The organism is Psychrobacillus syltrankelensis (genome assembly GCF_055454035.1).
Window position 1 is genome coordinate 3,482,827 of sequence record NZ_CM144227.1, and the last position, 20,314, is coordinate 3,503,140.

The 20,314-nt window shown below is 37.0% G+C and carries 16 protein-coding genes, 2 tRNA genes and 1 rRNA gene; 16 read left to right on the plus strand and 3 right to left on the minus strand.

Features of this window, described 5'->3' with window-relative positions:
- Window positions 1-5: 5 nt before the first annotated feature.
- The 9 genes from ACTSKG_RS17055 to ACTSKG_RS17095 all read left to right on the plus strand — a co-directional run bounded on the left by ACTSKG_RS17055 (window position 6) and on the right by ACTSKG_RS17095 (window position 11,511).
- A complete protein-coding gene (locus tag ACTSKG_RS17055) occupies window positions 6-1,637 on the plus strand; it encodes an ABC transporter substrate-binding protein (protein ID WP_464755740.1) in 1,632 nt (543 codons plus the stop codon).
- Window positions 1,638-1,822: 185 nt separating this feature from the next.
- Window positions 1,823-2,827, plus strand: a complete 1,005-nt coding sequence (locus ACTSKG_RS17060) for an ABC transporter permease (protein WP_464755741.1) — start codon at window positions 1,823-1,825, stop codon at window positions 2,825-2,827.
- 14 nt (window positions 2,828-2,841) lie between these two features.
- A complete protein-coding gene (locus tag ACTSKG_RS17065; protein ID WP_464755742.1) occupies window positions 2,842-3,741 on the plus strand; it encodes an ABC transporter permease in 900 nt (299 codons plus the stop codon).
- Window positions 3,742-4,476: 735 nt separating this feature from the next.
- Window positions 4,477-5,217 carry an SDR family NAD(P)-dependent oxidoreductase gene (locus ACTSKG_RS17070; protein ID WP_464755743.1) on the plus strand — a complete coding sequence of 247 codons (741 nt, stop codon included), beginning with the start codon at window positions 4,477-4,479 and terminating at the stop codon, window positions 5,215-5,217.
- A 968-nt stretch (window positions 5,218-6,185) separates the two neighbouring features.
- A complete protein-coding gene (locus tag ACTSKG_RS17075; protein ID WP_464755744.1) occupies window positions 6,186-7,418 on the plus strand; it encodes a M20 family metallo-hydrolase in 1,233 nt (410 codons plus the stop codon).
- 225 nt (window positions 7,419-7,643) lie between these two features.
- Window positions 7,644-8,375: an IclR family transcriptional regulator gene (locus ACTSKG_RS17080; protein ID WP_464755745.1), complete on the plus strand. Its 732-nt coding sequence runs from the start codon at window positions 7,644-7,646 to the stop codon at window positions 8,373-8,375.
- A 16-nt stretch (window positions 8,376-8,391) separates the two neighbouring features.
- A complete protein-coding gene (locus tag ACTSKG_RS17085; protein WP_464755746.1) occupies window positions 8,392-9,753 on the plus strand; it encodes a dihydroorotase in 1,362 nt (453 codons plus the stop codon).
- A 112-nt stretch (window positions 9,754-9,865) separates the two neighbouring features.
- A complete protein-coding gene (locus tag ACTSKG_RS17090; protein WP_464755747.1) occupies window positions 9,866-10,063 on the plus strand; it encodes a DUF3311 domain-containing protein in 198 nt (65 codons plus the stop codon).
- Window positions 10,063-11,511: a sodium:solute symporter family protein gene (locus ACTSKG_RS17095; protein WP_464755748.1), complete on the plus strand. Its 1,449-nt coding sequence runs from the start codon at window positions 10,063-10,065 to the stop codon at window positions 11,509-11,511. The genes ACTSKG_RS17090 and ACTSKG_RS17095 overlap by 1 nt, the downstream gene beginning before the upstream one ends.
- 324 nt (window positions 11,512-11,835) lie before the next feature.
- Here the strand turns inward: ACTSKG_RS17095 and ACTSKG_RS17100 are convergent, their stop codons facing one another.
- Together ACTSKG_RS17100 and ACTSKG_RS17105 are read right to left on the minus strand one after the other, a co-directional pair.
- Complete coding sequence (locus ACTSKG_RS17100) at window positions 11,836-12,918, minus strand: FUSC family protein (protein WP_464755749.1); 1,083 nt, start codon at window positions 12,916-12,918, stop codon at window positions 11,836-11,838.
- Window positions 12,919-12,955: 37 nt separating this feature from the next.
- A complete protein-coding gene (locus ACTSKG_RS17105; protein WP_464755750.1) occupies window positions 12,956-14,248 on the minus strand; it encodes a glutamate-1-semialdehyde 2,1-aminomutase in 1,293 nt (430 codons plus the stop codon).
- A 222-nt stretch (window positions 14,249-14,470) separates the two neighbouring features.
- On the opposite strand from ACTSKG_RS17105, the gene bcp reads away from it, so the two are divergent.
- From bcp to perR, 3 genes are all read left to right on the plus strand, one after another.
- Window positions 14,471-14,938 (plus strand): thioredoxin-dependent thiol peroxidase, encoded by a 468-nt coding sequence (bcp, locus tag ACTSKG_RS17110; RefSeq protein WP_464755751.1) that lies wholly within the window; start codon window positions 14,471-14,473, stop codon window positions 14,936-14,938.
- 17 nt (window positions 14,939-14,955) lie between these two features.
- Window positions 14,956-15,900, plus strand: a complete 945-nt coding sequence (locus ACTSKG_RS17115) for a D-2-hydroxyacid dehydrogenase (protein WP_464755752.1) — start codon at window positions 14,956-14,958, stop codon at window positions 15,898-15,900.
- A gap of 112 nt (window positions 15,901-16,012) precedes the next feature.
- On the plus strand, window positions 16,013-16,456 hold the full coding sequence (gene perR / locus ACTSKG_RS17120; RefSeq protein WP_464755753.1) for a peroxide-responsive transcriptional repressor PerR: 444 nt from the start codon (window positions 16,013-16,015) through the stop codon (window positions 16,454-16,456).
- Between the two features lie 177 nt (window positions 16,457-16,633).
- On the opposite strand, the gene ACTSKG_RS17125 is transcribed toward perR, so the two are convergent.
- Complete coding sequence (locus tag ACTSKG_RS17125; protein ID WP_464755754.1) at window positions 16,634-16,978, minus strand: YgzB family protein; 345 nt, start codon at window positions 16,976-16,978, stop codon at window positions 16,634-16,636.
- A gap of 132 nt (window positions 16,979-17,110) precedes the next feature.
- On the opposite strand from ACTSKG_RS17125, the gene ACTSKG_RS17130 reads away from it, so the two are divergent.
- The 4 genes from ACTSKG_RS17130 (at window position 17,111) to ACTSKG_RS17145 (ending at window position 20,260) form a co-directional block, all read left to right on the plus strand.
- Window positions 17,111-17,974 (plus strand): nucleotidyltransferase-like protein, encoded by an 864-nt coding sequence (locus ACTSKG_RS17130; RefSeq protein WP_464755755.1) that lies wholly within the window; start codon window positions 17,111-17,113, stop codon window positions 17,972-17,974.
- A 466-nt stretch (window positions 17,975-18,440) separates the two neighbouring features.
- A 16S ribosomal RNA gene (locus ACTSKG_RS17135) occupies window positions 18,441-19,994 on the plus strand.
- Between the two features lie 98 nt (window positions 19,995-20,092).
- Window positions 20,093-20,169: transfer RNA gene (locus ACTSKG_RS17140), tRNA-Ile, on the plus strand.
- 15 nt (window positions 20,170-20,184) lie between these two features.
- Window positions 20,185-20,260 (plus strand) — tRNA-Ala (locus ACTSKG_RS17145).
- Window positions 20,261-20,314 lie beyond the last annotated feature (54 nt).

Below are 20,314 nucleotides of genomic sequence, written 5' to 3' on the forward strand. Positions count from 1 at the left end.
TAAATTTGAGAAAACAGAAAATATGGCCATTGTTGCTACTGATGATGTTAGCGATTACTGTAGTGCTTGCTGCATGTTCTTCAGATAACAATTCAGATGGCAAAGAAAACACAAGTAAAGATAAGGGTGAATCTACTGCATCAACTGGAAACAAAGTACTTATTTTTGGACGTGGGGGAGATTCGGTATCATTAGATCCTATTGCTGTAACTGACGGTGAATCGTACAAAGTAACTCAAAACTTATTTGAAACACTATTAAACTTTGGGGAACAAGATACAACGATTCACGAAGGATTAGCGACAAAATGGGAACCTTCAGATGACGGTCTAACTTATACTTTTACACTTCGTGAAGGTGTTAAGTTCCATGATGGAACAGATTTTAATGCGGAAGCGGTAGTAAAAAACTTTGAGCGTTGGGCAAATGGAACCGAAGATCAATTCCCGTACTATGGATCTATGTTTGGTGGATTTAAAGGGGATGAAGGCCATGTAATTGCCTCTGTAACTGCAGATGGTAATAACAAAGTAATTTTTAAACTTACACGCGCACAAGCACCTTTCTTAAAAAATATTGCAATGAGCCCATTTGGTATTGCGAGTCCTACTGCATTTGAAAAAGATGGAGATAAATTCGGAGACAATCCAGTGGGTACTGGTCCATTCAAGTTTGTTGAATGGAAACGTAATGATTCAATTACGATTGAAAAATTCGATGGTTATTGGCAAAAAGGCTTACCAAAGCTAGATAAAATTGTGTTCCGTTCTATTCCTGAAAACTCCGCTCGTTTAAATGCGCTACTCAATAATGAAATCGACTTAGCTGATGGAATAAACCCAGCAGATGGAAAAACTGTAGAGGGAGATTCTAATTTACAATTATTCGAACGTCCATCTATGAACGTAGGATACCTTGGATTAACGAATACTCGTCCTCCGTTTGACAATGTTAAAGTACGCCAAGCAATGAACTATGCAATTGACAAACAATCTATTATTGATGCATTTTTCGAAGGGCGTGCAGAAATTGCAAAAAACCCAATGCCATCTTCTATTAGTGGATACAATGAAGATATACCTGGTTATGAATACAATCCAGAAAAAGCAAAACAACTTTTAGCAGAAGCAGGACTTGCTGATGGATTTGAAATGGAACTATGGGCAATGCCTGTTCCAAGACCATATATGCCTGACGGTGCAAAAGTTGCAGAAGTTATTCAAAAGAACTTAGCAGATATTGGTGTGAAAGCAAAAATTGTTTCTTACGAGTGGGCAACTTATTTAGAAAAAGCTCGTAACGGTGAAGCAGATGCATTCATGTTAGGTTGGACTGGTGATAACGGTGATGCTGACAACTTTATCTACGTATTACTTGACGGAGATAATATCGGAAGCAATAACTATTCTTATTATGACAACAAAGACTTACACAAGATCCTAATTGAGGCACAAACAGAAGTAGACGAGAACAAACGTATTGAATTGTATAAGCAAGCCCAAGAAATTATTTTTGAAGATGCACCTTGGGTACCACTTGCTCATTCAACTCCATTACTTGCAGGTAAAGCGGATTTGATAAATTTCTTACCACATCCTACTGGATCTGATAAATTAACGAACGTCGACTTTAAGTAATAAGCTTGAAGGGGAGAGGTCTTCGTGATTTCTCCCTTTTCATTTTTAATTTAGGAATATGATCTTTTTTCATCTCCTGACTGTCAATACTCAAGCTCATGGCGATCTTATAATCGCTTTTAGAAAGTGAAGCTGAAGCAGACATAGACGCTTGCGCTTTTATTTAAAAGAGAGAGGTGAAGACAATGCTTCACTATATCGGAAAAAGGCTATTACAATTAATACCAGTTTTGCTCGGTATGACCTTTCTTGTCTTTATGATTATTCGGGCCATACCTGGAAATCCAGCTCAAGTTATTTTAGGACAGTTAGCATCGAAGGAAGCGATAGAAGCTTTAGAGATAAAACTTGGATTAAACAATCCTTGGTATACTCAATACTTTGAGTACTTAGTTGGTATTTTTAAAGGCGATTTAGGGGAATCGATGCGAACGGTTCAACCTGTTACGAAGGAAGTATGGCCTTATTTAGCAGCTACTTTTGAATTAGCTTTCTTTGCAATTATTATTGCTGTAGTTATTGGAGTTAATGCAGGAATTATTTCTGCGTGGTTCCAAAATTCTTGGTTTGATTATTTAGCTATGGTAATAGCGTTAATAGGAGTCTCCATGCCTATCTTTTGGTTGGGATTAATGGAGCAATGGTTTTTTGGAATTGAACTTCATTGGTTACCTACTTCGGGTAGAGAAGAAGTGAGGAATCCAGTTTCTGCTATTACAAACTTATATGTACTTGATACGATATTAAATGGACGATTTGACCAGCTAGGTCAAGTGTTGAAGCATTTGGTGTTACCAGGGATTGCACTTGCTACTATTCCAATGGCTATTATTGCACGTATGACAAGATCTAGTATGCTTGAAGTAATGCGTGCAGATTATGTTCGTACCGCAAGAGCAAAAGGACAAAAAATGTTTTGGGTTGTTTATAAACATGCATTAAAAAATGCAATTATTCCTGTATTAACGGTTATAGGTCTTCAAATGGGTCTATTACTGGGAGGAGCTATTTTAACTGAAACAATATTTAGTTGGCCAGGTATAGGTAGATATATTTATGAAGCTATACAGTTCCGGGATTATCCTGTCATTCAGTCAGGAATATTAATTGTAGCTTTTATTTTTGTCATGATTAATCTTTTCGTGGATATTTTATATGGCCTTATTGATCCGAGGATTAAATACGACTAAAAGGAGGAATAGATATGTCTGAAATGGTTCCCAACCCAACAATGAATACCGTTGTCGCGGTACCAGAGAAATCGACCGGTCCTTGGCTAGATGCTTGGCGGAGCTTTAGCAAAAATAAAGTTGCCCTTGTAGGTACAGTGATTGTTCTTTTCTTTGTATTACTAGCTATTGTTGGTCCATTATTTGCACCTCAAGGAATAAACGAACAGCTATTAAAAGATCGTCTTTTACCGCCTTCTAGTAAGTATTGGTTCGGGACGGATGATTTTGGTCGAGATATTTTTTCACGAGTGATTCATGGAGCAAGAATCTCGCTTGGGGTAGGGTTCTTCTCTGTAATTGGGTCAGTTGTAGTAGGTAGTATTTTAGGAATTATTGCTGGTTATTATGGAAAATGGGTTGATATGATAATATCTCGAGTTTTTGATATATTGCTAGCATTTCCAAGTATTTTATTGGCAATTGCAGTCGTTTCTGTTTTAGGGCCTTCATTACGAAACGCATTAATCGCAATTGCTATCATTAATATTCCTAACTTTGGTCGACTCATTCGTTCAAAAGTATTGAGTATTAAAGAAGAGGAATACATAACATCCGCAAAAGCAATTGGAATGAGAGATATAAGGATTTTGTTTTCTCACATACTTCCAAATTCTATGGCTCCAGTAATTGTTGCAGGGACGTTAGCAATTGCTTCCGCTATTATTGAAGCAGCTGCTTTAGGATTTCTTGGTCTAGGAGCACAAGCACCGGCACCAGAGTGGGGAAAAATGCTAGCGGATGCTCGAGTTGTTTTACGTAATGCGCCTTGGACAATGATTTTTCCCGGAATTTCAATCATGCTTACCGTTTTAGGATTTAACTTAATGGGCGATGGTCTACGGGATGCACTTGATCCTCGCATGAAAAATTAAAAAAGATGTCGACTAGATATAGTGACACATTTAAGACTGTAGACAAACTCGATATAAATTGAGTTGCCTACAGTCTTATTTTTTTTAAGGCGTTCCCTTATAAAAAGAGGTATTTTCTTCACGTTGGTTTTTATCGTAATAATTGTTCTGACATTAGTTTAATATTGTTCTGACATTAGTTTAATAAAATTGGAGTATTTCCACTACAAGTTCAGTATTAGATTTTTTTATTAACTAGGTGCTTTTGTAAACAAGACCATCATTTCGAACTGCCCCTCTAATTGTTAGATGGTGACTAACAATAGGGGGGCAGTTCATTTTGAGGGTCTATTTTTTTCCTAAAATATCAAGTGGGCATCAGAAAACTATTGTGAAATGTTACATTGAACTACATAGCAGGTTGTTCAATTAGAGGATTAAAAAATTATCAACTAAGGTGTTGAGCCCAATGAAAAAAAAGTTGAAAAAATTTATGTTTATTTCCGTTTTGCAAAAACAATAAAGTTAGCTTGACGTATATTATTAAGCTTATTCGTGGTTAGAACAATACTTTTAGTGGAATAATGGAAGTGAGAGTCTATTTTTAATAACTACCGAAACAAAGTTCCAGTGTTTTTTTATTGGCTGTACAAATGCATTTTAGAACCTATTATTTGACTTGAAATATAAATGGTACTAGAATAAAAAGCATAAAATCTCGAATTCGAGATTTATTAACAAAGGAGGAGTTTAAGCATGAAATTACAAAACAAAGTCGCAATCATTACTGGTGCTGCTCAAGGTATGGGTGCTATGCATGTACGCAAGTTCGTTGAGGAAGGCGCAAAAGTTGTTGTCACAGATATAAATTTAGAGGCTGCTCAAAAATTGGCGGATGAAGTAGGGGAAAATGCAATTGCATTAAAACTTAATGTTTCAAGTGCTGAAAACTGGAAAGAAGTTGTAGAAAAAACAGAAGAAAAATTCGGGCCTGTTACCGTATTAGTGAATAATGCAGGAATTGGTATTTTCAAGCTTTTAGAAGATTTAACTGAAGAGGATTTTAGAAAAACATTTGAGATTGACGAATTAGGCGTATTCTTAGGAATGAAAACAGTAGTACCATCTATGAAAAAAGCAAAAGGCGGTTCGATTGTAAATATTTCATCCGTTGACGGTTTAGTTAGTGCACCAACTGCAATTGCATATAGTGCATCAAAACATGCAGTGACTGGTATGACAAAAGGTGCTGCTACAGAACTTGGTCAATACAACATTCGAGTAAACTCAGTACACCCTGGCGTTATTGAATCTCCAATGGCGGAACAAGGCGATGTTGCTGACTTCATTAAAAAACTTGAACAAGACATTCCTTTAAGAAGAAGAGCAAAAACAGAAGAAGTATCAAACTTAGTCATATATCTAGCTTCAGACGATTCTAGCTATTCAACAGGAGCACAATTTGTTGTAGATGGCGGTATGATTTCTGATTTGTAATAATACAATTTTAAGAACAAAATTTATACAATGTAGTCCAGTTTATTAAACTGGGCTATTTTTTTTGCCGGAAGAAATATATCAAGTGAGAGAAAGGATATACTTCTTTCACCTACTCAATAGAAAATGGGAGAAGAAAGAATTAAAATGAAATCGAAGTAGAGAAAGATAAAAAAAGCCATCCGTGAAGTAAGAAATTTAATGAGTCGTCTCAACGATAAATATAATTACTAGAAAACATTCTTCAACTACCATGAAAATTAATTTCTACAAGAAAAGAAAAATCACAATCCCAGCTAATCGAAAAAAGAGGGGAACGTACATGACTCCATTCACAATTATCAAACAATTCAATAACCGTTTCGAAAAATATTTGTATTGCTACTTAAAGTCTATTTAGTTAAATGAAAAATGTGTAAAGACGTTTCAAGAATTCCTTTTGATTCAAAGAAGGCCACATCTCCCCAAAAAAGCGTGTCGTTTAAATACTGTCACCATCTAATCACTAGTTGTAGATAATTTTTCTTATCAGACTCCCATAATCATTTATTCGTTTTACATAAATTGGATACAAGAGAGGTGTTTTGTCTTTATACCAATTTGAATGACAAAGTGAACGTTCGGGGATGATTTTGCCAGAATGTATATGTGTTTGTTGCCCTTCAGAATATCCTACTACTCATTACCGTGAATTGACAATCTAAATTTCGTTAGGTAATATTTCTACCATGCTTCAGTAGGGAGACAAACTCCTGTAGTAAAACGAGAGAAAAATAGGGGGCGAATCTTTAAAACATGTTTGGACTGGTTATATCGCTAGCAATTAGTTTTTAAAAGTATCATACAGCTGTGTAAAATTGAAATGGCATTTTATTTTACTAAGGATGAATCATAATAAGGCATTTGATTCTGAAGAAACTTACGACTATATGGTGGGATTTTATAATATTAAACGATGAGGTGATGAAATGGATTTAATAAATAAAGAACGTCTATGGGGAACAATTAATGATTTAGCAACGATTACGATTGAGGACCAACCATGGACAAGAAGGTCGTTTACTGAAAAGTATAACGAAGGACGAGAATGGTTAATGAAACAAATGAGAGATAGTGGTCTTGAAGTAGAAATAGATGAAGGCTCAAATGTCATTGGCCGATTAATCGGAACAGAGCCTAATTTGCCACCCATCGTGATTGGTTCTCATACGGATACTGTTCCAAATGGTGGAAGATTTGATGGTATTGCAGGGGTTCTAGCAGGATTAGAAATTGTTAGAGCATTAAAAGAAAATGATATACCTGTTAAACATACAATTGAAGTCGTTGATTTTACATCTGAAGAACCATCGGAATACGGTTTGTCTACAGTAGGAAGCAGGGCATGGTCTGGGAACTTAACCGAAGAGATGTTGTCTTATACAAATCCGGAAGGACAAACCTTGTCAGAAGCAATTTCGTTTGCAGGGGGAAAACCAAAGCTCATCAAAAATTGTAAAAAAGAGAAAGGTTCTATCGCTTTATACCTTGAATTGCATATTGAACAAGGACCTGTTTTACTAAGAAATAATGCTAACTTAGGCGTTGTGACTGGAATTGTAGGAATTCAGCGTTATAAAGTGAGCGTAGATGGATTACCAAACCATTCGGGAACAACCCCAATGAATATGAGAAACGATGCGCTAACAGCAGCTTCTGAGATGACGCTTGCTTTAGAAAATGTGGCAAATGGAAAGTTTGATCAGCCTGTTGTAGGGACAGTAGGCGTGTTTAATAATTTTCCCAATGCTTCGAATGTAGTGCCTGGCAGAGTAGAATTTGCAGTTGAAATTCGTAGTATTTCTGAAGAAGCAATTGATGCAGTGGCCAATGAATTTTTGTCAAAAGTTAAAGAAATTGCATCAAAACGAGATGTGAAAATAAAAACAGAAGATGTCTCTCGTTCAGGAGCCATTGTTATTAGCGATGAAATTAAGCAGTTATTAAAAGAGTCATGTAGTTCTATTACAGATAAAGTGATTGAATTACCAAGTGGCGCAGGTCACGATGCGAACCAAATGTCGTTACTTGCTCCAGTAGGAATGATATTTATTCCATGCAAAGATGGTAGAAGTCATTGTCCGGAAGAATGGGCAGAGAAGGAAGATTTATATTTGGGCGCGAAGTCATTACTACATGCTGTATTGGCATTTTCGAAGTAAAATAAAAGCATAACTTTTGCAATTCTATAATTTCATAAAGTGTTAAAAATCCGTTCATCATTTAATCATGATGAATGGATTTTTTTACGTTTTGAAAATTTTCTGACTGAAAGCGCTTGCGCAATACGCTGTTCCAATGTATATTATCATTTATAGATAACACATTATCAAAAATTGATAATTTATAAGTGTCTATTGAAATTTAGGTAGTTGGGGGATAGGTGAATGAGCGCAGAAAAAACCTTGGATATTTTAGATCAGTTTGATTTTGAAACAAGAGCACTCTCTGTACCTGAGCTTGCAGCAAGATTACAACAACCTCAAAGTTCTGTGTATAGACATATGAGGGTACTAAAAGAAAGAGGATACATTATCGAATATTCCCCAGGATTGTATAGTTTAGGTTACAACTTTTTGAAGCTTGCTAGAATTGTGAAAATGGATATTGACCTACCCGTCATATCTCAAGCAGCCATGAGAGAATTGACAAGATCGACAGGGGAAACATCCATTTTACTTGTCCCTTCCAATTTGCAAGCTGTCTGTTTAGCAGCTGTTCCGTCAGGTCACCCAATAAAGGTCTCTTCAGAACAAGGAAATATTGTTCCACTATACGGCGGTGCCTCCTCTAAAGCATTATTGGCGCATATGGGTGACAAAATTGTTGAAGATTTGTTTAAGAATGGAACTGTAATGAAACATACAGATAATACTATTCAGGATTTGGATGAGATGTTAAATCATTTAGAAAATATCCGTGAAAAAGGCTATTCATTTTCAGATAGTGAAATTGACGAAGGTGTTATTTCCTACGGCATGCCGATATTTGACAGTGATCGGAAGCTAGTTGCCTCTTTGAGCGTAGCAGGACCTAAAGAAAGAATGGAAAAAAGTAATGGTCAAGAAATTATAAATGAGATACAACGAGCTGTTGAAAAAATTGAAAAACAATTATAAAAGGAGAGTCCTTGATATGAGCCAAGTCGATAGCATTATTAAAGGGAAAATTGTTTTAAAAGATAGAGTAATCAAAGGTGAAGTGGGAATTAAAGAAGGAAAAATAGTTAGCATTTTTGAAGGAACAGGTAATCTAGAATCTGAGGATTGTAAAGATTATGGTGATTCCTTCGTGTTTCCAGGAGTGATAGATGTACATGTTCATTGTTTTAGTAATCCGGATGAGGGATTTGTGACAACGAGTTCTTCTGCAGCAGCAGGTGGTATTACCACTTTCCTAGACATGCCGTATGATTTACCGAACCCAGTTAACAATGGGGATCAATTTAAAAAGAAAGTTAAAAAGTTAGAGGAAGAGGCAATTGTCGATATTTGTTTGTGGGGAACCATTTCGAAAACAGATGGAACAGATCAAATCAAACCTTTAGCCGAAGCTGGAGCAATTGCTTTTAAAATGTCCACCTTTGAAACGGATGCATATCGTTTTCCAAGAATTCCAGATCCAGAAATATTGAAAGCAATGAAGCTAATTGAGGAAACAGGCCTTCGAGCTGCTTTCCATTCTGAAAATGATGAAATTATTGTCGATATGATTGACCAATATCAGAAAGAAGGAAAGGTTTATCCTAAAGCCCATAACGAAACGCGTCCACCTGTTACGGAAACAAGTGCTGTATTAAAGTTATTGGAATTTGCATACTGGACAAATGTAAAACTCCATATAGTACATGTTAGTCATCCAAGAACAATTGACATGATTAAATTGTTCCAAGCTCAAGGGGTTAAAGTGACTTGTGAGACATGTTATCCATATTTACTAATGAATGTGGATGATTTAGATAAATACGGACCGATTGCTAAAAATAATCCTCCATTAAGAGAAAAAGAGGAAGTTCAAGGGCTATGGAAACATATTGAAGAAGGAAACATCGACTTGATTTCCTCCGATCATGCTCCGTGGAGTGCAGAGCAAAAAGAAAGAGGTAACGAGAATATTTTCCTTGCTTCTTCCGGGCTTCCTGGAGTTGAAATTATGACACCGTTAATGTTTAATAGCACAGTTTCAAATGGAAAATTATCACCAAATGACTTTGCGAATTTAATGTCTACTCATCCAGCAGAAGTATTCTCAATACCTGGAAAAGGACAAATCAGTGTGGGATATGATGCTGACTTCACAGTAATCGACCCAACTCAAAAAACCGTTATCGACCAAAACTCATTTAAATCCTATTCAAAATTAACTCCTTATAATGGACAAGAATTAAATTGTAAAGTTATCTCTACCATTTTACGCGGAGAAGAAGTATTTGATGGAGAAAAAGTAACGAAAACTCCTGGATACGGTAAATTTGTCCCTGGATCAGCAGCAAAATAAATTTCTTTGAAAAAATGGGGGGCCAATTTCGGAGTCTTCAATTAGATGGAAAGACTCCATTTTAACGCCCCTTTACTTAAACTAACACACATTTGAAAGGCAAGGTGAAAATATGAAGTATTACTACTTACTAGCTGTATTACCTTTTATCGCAATACTAGGCGGTGCTGCTTTTGTTAATAAAGTTGAACCTTATGTTTTGGGTATCCCTTTTTTCTTATTTTGGATTATTCTTTGGTCTGTTCTTTGTTCAGTCATCATGTTTATTATTTATCGTCTGGATCCCTTGAATAAGGAGGGGGAAGAATAATGAATATAGCACTGGCAATTATCACACTATTTTTAATCATTAGTATTGTATTGGGCCTTTTGGCAAAGCGCGGAAAAGATATGAGTATGGAACAATGGGCAATCGGAGGTCGCGGCTTTGGCGGAATATTCGTATTTATTTTATTAGCCGGAGAAACGTATTCGGTTTTCACATTGCTCGGAACGAGCGGTTTGGCCTTTAACAATGGAGCTGCAGCATTTTATATATTAGCTTTCACTGCTTTAGGTACCATTACATCGTATTGGATAATACCTCCAATTTGGAAATATGCAAAAGAAAATAATATCGTATCGCAATCTCAGTTCTTTTCAACAAAATATAACAGTAAAGGCCTTGGAGTATTCGTTGCTATTGTTGGTGTTTTAGCTCTAATTCCGTATATAACTATCTTGTTTAAATCGATGGGTATATTAGTGTCAGCTACATCTTACGGTGCCATTTCTTCTCATGCAGCCATTTGGATTGGAATGATTGCATTATTAGTTTACGTAATGGTTTCAGGAATTCATGGGTCAGCTTGGACATCTACGGTCAAAGACGTCTTAATACTCGTCGTGATCTTATTCTTAGGAATTTATTTACCGATTCATTATCACGGAAGTTTAGGAGGGCTATTCCAAGCAGTTAATGAAATCAAGCCCCATGCATTAACCTTACCCGAGAAAGGATTAAGTGTTCCTTGGTTTGTATCTACTGTTGCTATTAGTGCATTTGCATACTTTATGTGGCCTCACAATGCACCAACAATCTATGCATCAAAAAATGCAAAAGCCTTTCGAATGAATGCAGTACTGCTTCCAATGTATGCCTTAATGGTATTGTTCGTTTACTTTGTTGGATTTACAGCAATGGTTGAGCTCCCTGGTTTGAAAAATGGAGACTTTGCATTGTTAGAACTTTCAATGAAAACATTCGATCCATGGTTTGTTGGTATTATTGGAGCAGCAGGATTATTAGCTACACTTGTTCCTGGTTCAATGATGTTAATGTCAGCGGCAACAATGATTACTACGAATGTGATAGAACCATTAAATCCGAAAATATCTGATAAAAGAAAAGCTCTCTCTGCAAAAGGAATTGTTGTTATATTATCAATAGCATGTGCGTTCTTTTCAATGAGTGAAAGTAATACGCTAGCTACTTTGTATTTGACTTCATTCAGTTTGATAACACAAATGGCACCTTCACTATATTTAAGTTTGAGAAAGAAGAATGGGATTACAAAATACGGTTCTGGATTTGGAATGTTTGTAGGTGTGGCAATCGTTATTTATGTCACATTTACTAAAACAACAATTGCAAACTTGTTTCCATCCCTGCCTAGTGTCATTCAAGATTTAAATATCGGTGTCATAGCGCTCTTCACAAATATTATTGTAATGCTTATTGTGAGTTTCTTCACTAAAAAATCTAATCGTGTTGCGTAATTACAATAAAAGCAGCGCTACCAAATCAATCAAAGTTTCATTAATTCAAAGAAGAGGCTGCCTAATTTGGCGGCCTCTTCTTTGATTTCAGGTTTTTCGATAAAGAGAATGAAATTAAAGTGTATTGTATGATGTAAGGATTTTAGATTCCAATACTAATAGCAAAATCTCGTAGGGGTTATAGAAGGAAAAGGGAGTAGGCACAGGCAACAAATATGTGACCACATATTTCAAGAGGGAGACGGATAAACTTCACCCACAAAGTTACCGAAAAAAGAGGAGCGTGAAGTGACTATTTCACTTCACGCTCCTCTTGCGCTTTACTTAATATGGAGTTTCTTCTATCTGAACAGTTAGCTCTGAGTGATGAAAGTTTTGATAGGATGTTATTAATGTATCAATATGTTCTAATTGTTCTTCGTATTTTAAAATAGATGATAATAAATGAAGTAAATGGTAAGTTGAAAACTCTTCTTCAATACGAGTCAATGCTATTTGTTGTACAAAGATATCCATCACTTCTTGCCTCTGTAGAAATGCCTCAGAACCATTCCAATCCATATGTTCTGGTTTTAACTTTCCAATAAATTTCAAATGCAATTGTTCATGGTAGGTTAAGAGTGAATCCAGCCGTTCCTTTATCATCATTCTAAAATGCTCTGGAAGTCGTAATAGTTCATTTTCATGGAGATGGAGTCTTTTTAAAACATCCAAGCTCCTATAGGAAGCTGTGATTAACTCTCGATATACGACTAACTTTCTACCTTTTGTTTGAATTGCTTTTTTTGTATAACCACGTTCTTCTTTAAAAAATAAATAGATTTGATCAATTCTACTAAGACGATCTACTAGTTGATTGATGGACTGTTTTGTAGAATTATGATCGGATGCCTGTCTAACAGCAATTCGAATCCAACGAATAATTTCATCTTGTGTAAAGTGAATAGAGTTGAATAGCTTCGTTTCAAACTTTGGTGGTAAAAATATTAAATTAACAATAAACGCTGATATAACTCCTACAAGAATGGTAGAAAACCTTATTAAAGCGAATGTAATAAAATCAGCGCTTTGCACTTCCATAATTGCAATAACAGTTACAAGTGCTAAAGAAATTGTTTTTTCGAGTTTGAATTTTAACATAATCATAATTGCAATAATTGCTGCTAATCCAACGGCTATAAAGTGATTGCCAAAAACTAAAGCAAAAATCACGGCAATGGCAGCTCCAATTAGATTAGATTGTATTTGCTCTATAACGGTCAAATAGGATCTATAAATAGAAGGCTGAATCGCAAAAATCGCAGCTATTCCTGCAAAAACAGGGCTAGGAAGATGGAGTAAGTCTGCTATAAACAGTGAAAAAACAATCGCTACTCCAGTTTTAAATACTCGAGCTCCTAATTTCATTTAATCCTATCCTTTCCATACCAAGGGCTTTATTTAATTATTCCTTTAATTGAGCAAAAGTTCGGTTAACGGCCGTAATTGTTTCTTTAATATCTTCTTCTGTATGAGCAGTAGTAATAAACCATGCTTCATATTTAGAAGGTGCGAGATTAATTCCTTGTTCCAGCATTAGTTTAAAGAACTTTGCAAACATTTCTCCGTCTGTAGCTTCTGCTTGCTCATAGTTTACTACTTTTACGTCAGTAAAATAAACAGAAAGTGCACCTTTTATACGATTAATGGTAATTGTTATCTTATTTTTTTCAGCAGCATCTATGATGCCAGCTTCTAAAATTGCGCCAAGTCTATCAAGTTCTTCATAAACGCCTGGTTGCTGCAAGACTTCTAGACAAGCGATACCTGCTTGCATAGAAGCAGGGTTTCCTGCCATAGTTCCTGCTTGATAAGCAGGTCCAAGTGGTGCTACTTGTTCCATAATTTCTTTTTTCCCACCATAAGCCCCAATCGGAAGACCTCCGCCAATAATTTTACCAAGTGCAGTTAAGTCTGGTGTTTCATTTAACATACTAGAAGCGGCACCATAATGGAATCGGAATGCTGTAATTACTTCATCATATATGACTAAAACACCTTTATCTTTTGCAATCTTGTGAACAAGTGGAAGGAATCCTTCATTTGGCTCAACCATGCCGAAATTACCTACAATTGGTTCAACTAAAATACAAGAAAGTTCTTCTCCCCATTTTTCCATTGCTTCTTCATAAGCTTTTGGATCATTAAATGGAATTGTGATCACTTCTTCTGCAATAGTTTTAGGAACACCTGCAGAGTCAGGAGTACCAAGTGTAGCAGGACCGGAGCCGGCAGCAACTAACACTAAGTCGGAGTGTCCATGATAACAACCTGCAAATTTCATTACTTTCGTTCTACCTGTATAGGCTCTGGCTACTCGAATAGTAGTCATAACAGCTTCTGTACCTGAGTTTACAAAACGCACTTTGTCCATAGAAGGGATAGCATCTTTTAACATTTTAGCAAACGTCACTTCATGTTTTGTCGGTGTGCCATAAAGTAATCCAGATTGAGCAGCTTTTGTAATTGCTTCTGTAATATGTGGATGTGCGTGACCCGTTATGATCGGACCGTATGCAGCTAAATAATCAATATATTTATTTCCATCGACGTCATAAAAATAAGCACCTTCAGCTCTATCCATAACAGTTGGAGCCCCTCCACCAACAGCTTTATATGATCTAGATGGGCTATTCACTCCGCCTACTATATGTTCAAGTGCTTCCTCGTGAATTTGATTTGATAATTTTCTTTCCAATTGTAAAACCTCCGCTTAATTTGCTTCGTCTAGACTCCCACTTCAAGCTTATGCGCTCATTAGTAGTCGCAGTTTACATGATTGTTTATTGGGGAAGACATAGGCACTTGCTCTTTTGTACTTATCTATTGTAGTCAATTTTAATGAAAAATGCGAAAGAAAAATTGAACAAAATGGAAAACTTCGATACGATAGAGTGAGTATAGAGGGAGGAATAACTATATGCAAACACTTGAAGGTATGATTGCACCGAAATTTTCATTAAAAAATGAAGTTGGGGAAATAATCTCGTTAGATAATTTTGCTGGGAAGAAGTATGTTGTACTTTATTTCTACCCTAAAGACTCGACTCCCGGTTGCACGACAGAAGCATGTGATTTTAGAGATTCTCATGAAGCATTTACTGAATTGAATGCTGTTATTTTAGGTGTAAGTGCCGACGATGAAAAAGCACATTCAAAGTTTATAAAAAAATACGGGCTACCTTTCTCATTGTTAATAGATGATACCCATGAAGTATCCGAAGCTTACGGTGTATGGCGTTTGAAAAAGATGTTCGGTAAAGAATTTATGGGAATTGAACGATCAACATTTTTAATAGATCCTACAGGCACAGTTATAAAAGAATGGCGCAATGTAAAGGTTGATGGCCATGTAGAGGAAGCACTAGATATACTAAAAAAAATGTAAAAAATGGAGAATGAAAAATGAAGATATTATTTTCTTTTTTACCTAAACCAGATCAACAAGCAAATTTAATAGCTGGATTTCCAAATGCAGAATTTATCTTTCAAAAGCCTTTTGATGAAGAAACTTTAAAATCCGCAGATATATTTGTCACTTATGGCGAGGATTTGAGTCCATATCATATTGAATCGGCGCATCAGTTAAAATGGATAATGGTTGCTTCTGCTGGATTAGAAAAAATGCCACTAAAGGAGATAGCTAACCGTAATATTATTGTGACAAATGTAAAAGGAATTCACAAAACACCAATGGCTGAATCCATTCTTGCACATATCTTATCTATTAAAAAGTCTCTCTCGATAATTGCTGAAAATCAAAGAAATGGAGAATGGTCTAAAAAGGTAAATTCTTCAGAACTATTTGGAGCAACTGCATTAATATTAGGTCCCGGTGCAATTGGTGGCGAAGTAGGGAGAATCCTACAAGCTTTTGGTGTACATACAATTGGATGTAATCGTAGTGGAGATCCCGCGGATCATATGAATGAAATGATTTCATTTTCTCAACTGAAAGAAGTACTTCCAACAGCGGATATTGTACTTTCAATTCTACCTAGTACTACCGAAACAAGGCATTTATTTACCTACGAGCATTTTCATTGTATGAAGCGAACGTCTATATTTATGAATTTCGGTCGAGGTGATGTGTTGAAAGAGGAAGAACTTCTGAGAGCTTTACAAGAAGGTTGTATTGCACATGCAGTCTTAGATGTATTTGAAAATGAACCTCTACCAAAAGGGCATCCTTTTTGGGAGATGAAAAATGTGATAGTTTCTCCTCATGTTTCTAGTCACTCTTCCCAATATGTAGTTCGAGCATTAGATATATTTATGAAAAATTTGACGATGTGGTTAAATGAGAATAATCAGATGGAGAACTTAATTGATTTGAAAAAGGGATACTGAGTGTGGTTATTTTTCCCTTTTAGTTTAAAAGTTTGACAGCCTATGCTTTTCTTCATTATACTTATTATAACGATTACAAACTAATAATAAATATGAAGAGAGGTGCATTGCGATGACGGAAGTACATTTAAAAGATGCTTTAGATACATTAAAGTCAACTGGTGTACGAATAACACCTCAGCGCCATGCGATATTGGAATTTATTATTCAATCCATGTCACATCCCACTGCGGACGATATATATAAAGCACTTGAAAGTAAGTTTCCTAGTATGAGTGTTGCAACAGTATATAATAACTTACGTGTTTTTAGAGAAGCAGGACTAGTTAAAGAGCTAACATACGGTGACTCTTCTAGTAGATTTGATTTCGCTACAAACGATCATTATCATATGATTTGTAATTCTTGCGGTAAAATTGTTGATTTTCATTATCCAGGTTTAGATGAAGTAGAGCACTTAGCTTCCCACTTAACTGGCTTCGACGTTAGTTCTCATAGAATGGAAATATACGGTGTATGTCCTACTTGTAAAGAGCAGGCAACAACTGTTCAATAGAAAAACCGAGCGTTTTGCCTACGCTCGGTTTTTATGTTTACTCAGGGATTATAGAAATTTAGCATCTGAATAATTAATTATAGTTGTAATCAAAATCTTTCTATTAAAAGTTACAACTACTTTAAATTGTGTAATCCTTAAAAATATAAACATCTTGCTAAAAGCAAGATGTTCATATTATCTCTTTCTATTTAAAGATTGATCGAATTCTTGTCCTTCAAGGTTTGGATCTAGCGTTAATGGTTCTTTGCAATACATACACATATCTACTCTACCTAATACTTTTGTATGCTTCCCACAGTTTGGACAAACAACTTGAACAGCTTTAGTAGATAGTAAACCAATCCAACCATAAACAGCGGTACTAGCTATGATAGATACTACACCGAGTATCATGAAGATAGCAACAAGTACTGGATGCTCTTTAAAAATTATTGCACCGTACATAATGATGAATCCGAAGAATACGAGACCAAGTGCAAATGAACGTATTCGATTTATTTTGTTTTTATATGGTTTCATTTTTCATCCTCCTAATTTCTACATACACTATATCATATTTTTAGTTTAAAATAAGAAATTGAACTATTATATAGAAGGAGATACAAAATAGTTGTCGAAAAACTTATAATATGAAATAAAGGAGGCGCCATTTTGGAAACATTATTGAGACCCATTTATCAAGAAAGAGCAAGTGAAGTAAATACATTAGGAATTATTTTTGTAGAAAAACGTGAAGAAGTTAGTCCGATTACAGATACGTTTGATTCCATTTTATTTATATTGACTAAGGACGCCGATCAACCTATTTTCACAAAACATTATACGTTTAACGATAAAAAAGCAGCGATGCATGTGATTACAGAGAAACAGTTAAGAAAATGGTTATTGCTAGGAACTAACCCTAAGTTAGTAGATTGGTTAATTAATGGACGGGTAGTTTTTGATCGAAATGAGTTTATAGAAAATTTAAAGAGAGAGTTAGATGAATTTCCGATTCAGGGAAGAAAAGCGAGAATGGGGATTGAGTTTGCTAAACTAAGTAGAAGATATTTAGAAGCAAAATTGTTTTTCGAACAGCTGAATTATTTAGATGCGTATAATCATATAGTAGAGTCTCTCCATCATTTAGCACGCTTAGCGGTCTTCGAACATGGAATGCATCCTGAAGTTATGGTTTGGAAACAAGTAAAACAATTAGATCCATCTATTTATAAATTATATGATGAGCTTATTTCTAGTGAAGAAACTCTAGAAAAGAGATTAGAACTTTTATTTCTAGCAAGTGAATTTTTAATTCATTCTAGAATAAAAGAAGGCTCACAACATATATTAGAAGTACTTGACTTGAAAGAATTTTGGACAATCCAAGAGATTCACGAGCAAGAAGAACTTAAAAATTACTCAGTAGATCTAGAAGTTTTTATTGAATTTTTAGTAGATAGAGGACTTATATTTATCGAAAAACGACCTACTAAAAGCAATGAAATCATGCATAGATTCTATAAAGTAAAGTAATCTAATAAAGATGAAAAAAGCGGGCAATAAATTTGTTCGTTTTTTTTGTTGACAATATTATAGAATCCATTGTATTATAATAAGCGTCGTCAAAAACGTTACAAAAATATTGACGAAAAAGTTTTTTGAAAAACTTCTTGACTCATCGGTTGAAAGATGATAAATTAGAGAAGTCGCAAAAAACGACACAACAAAAATGAACATTGAAAACTGAACATGCAAAACGTTAAGACATACAGCTTGAAAGACTAACTTTGTTAGTTTGATAGCAAAACAAAAATGACATCATTTAATGATGATGCCAGCAAAACAAAATGAGCTTTTAAACTAGTTCTATTTTGTTGATTCTCGAGACGTTGTGCAGTGCGAGGAAGCAAGTGAGAGAGGGAGGAAGCGTACTAACGTACGTGACCGACCGAACGAGCGCAGCTGACAAAAGCAATGTGCGGCGTATCGCGAATCAACTTTTATGGAGAGTTTGATCCTGGCTCAGGACGAACGCTGGCGGCATGCCTAATACATGCAAGTCGAGCGAATGACGAAGAAGCTTGCTTCTTCTGATTTAGCGGCGGACGGGTGAGTAACACGTGGGCAACCTGCCCTGTAGATTGGGATAACTCCGGGAAACCGGGGCTAATACCGAATAATCCATTTCCTCACATGTGGAAATGTTAAAAGACGGCATCTCGCTGTCACTACAGGATGGGCCCGCGGCGCATTAGCTAGTTGGTGAGGTAACGGCTCACCAAGGCGACGATGCGTAGCCGACCTGAGAGGGTGATCGGCCACACTGGGACTGAGACACGGCCCAGACTCCTACGGGAGGCAGCAGTAGGGAATCTTCCACAATGGACGAAAGTCTGATGGAGCAATGCCGCGTGAGTGAAGAAGGTTTTCGGATCGTAAAACTCTGTTGTGAGGGAAGAACAAGTACGAGAGTAACTGCTCGTGCCTTGACGGTACCTCATTAGAAAGCCACGGCTAACTACGTGCCAGCAGCCGCGGTAATACGTAGGTGGCAAGCGTTGTCCGGAATTATTGGGCGTAAAGCGCGCGCAGGCGGTCCTTTAAGTCTGATGTGAAATCCCACGGCTCAACCGTGGAAGGTCATTGGAAACTGGGGGACTTGAGTACAGAAGAGGAAAGCGGAATTCCAAGTGTAGCGGTGAAATGCGTAGAGATTTGGAGGAACACCAGTGGCGAAGGCGGCTTTCTGGTCTGTAACTGACGCTGAGGCGCGAAAGCGTGGGGAGCAAACAGGATTAGATACCCTGGTAGTCCACGCCGTAAACGATGAGTGCTAAGTGTTAGGGGGTTTCCGCCCCTTAGTGCTGCAGCTAACGCATTAAGCACTCCGCCTGGGGAGTACGGTCGCAAGACTGAAACTCAAAGGAATTGACGGGGCCCGCACAAGCGGTGGAGCATGTGGTTTAATTCGAAGCAACGCGAAGAACCTTACCAGGTCTTGACATCCCGCTGACCGTTCTAGAGATAGATCTTTCCCTTCGGGGACAGCGGTGACAGGTGGTGCATGGTTGTCGTCAGCTCGTGTCGTGAGATGTTGGGTTAAGTCCCGCAACGAGCGCAACCCTTGATCTTAGTTGCCAGCATTCAGTTGGGCACTCTAAGGTGACTGCCGGTGATAAACCGGAGGAAGGTGGGGATGACGTCAAATCATCATGCCCCTTATGACCTGGGCTACACACGTGCTACAATGGACGGTACAGAGGGTCGCAACCCCGCGAGGGTGAGCTAATCCCATAAAACCGTTCTCAGTTCGGATTGTAGGCTGCAACTCGCCTACATGAAGCCGGAATCGCTAGTAATCGTGGATCAGCATGCCACGGTGAATACGTTCCCGGGCCTTGTACACACCGCCCGTCACACCACGAGAGTTTGTAACACCCGAAGTCGGTGGGGTAACCCTTACGGGAGCCAGCCGCCGAAGGTGGGACAGATGATTGGGGTGAAGTCGTAACAAGGTAGCCGTATCGGAAGGTGCGGCTGGATCACCTCCTTTCTAAGGATAATATCGGAATACAGATTTTTATCTGTATCTTAACGTTTTGCAGTTCAGTTTTGAATGTTCATATATACATATATATGGGAATTCTAAGAGGGCCTATAGCTCAGCTGGTTAGAGCGCACGCCTGATAAGCGTGAGGTCGATGGTTCGAGTCCATTTAGGCCCACCATACCTTTTAAGTTTCGGGGCCTTAGCTCAGCTGGGAGAGCGCCTGCCTTGCACGCAGGAGGTCAGCGGTTCGATCCCGCTAGGCTCCACCAAAACTTTTTACTTGTTCTTTGAAAACTGGATAAAACGACATTGAAAGAAACAAA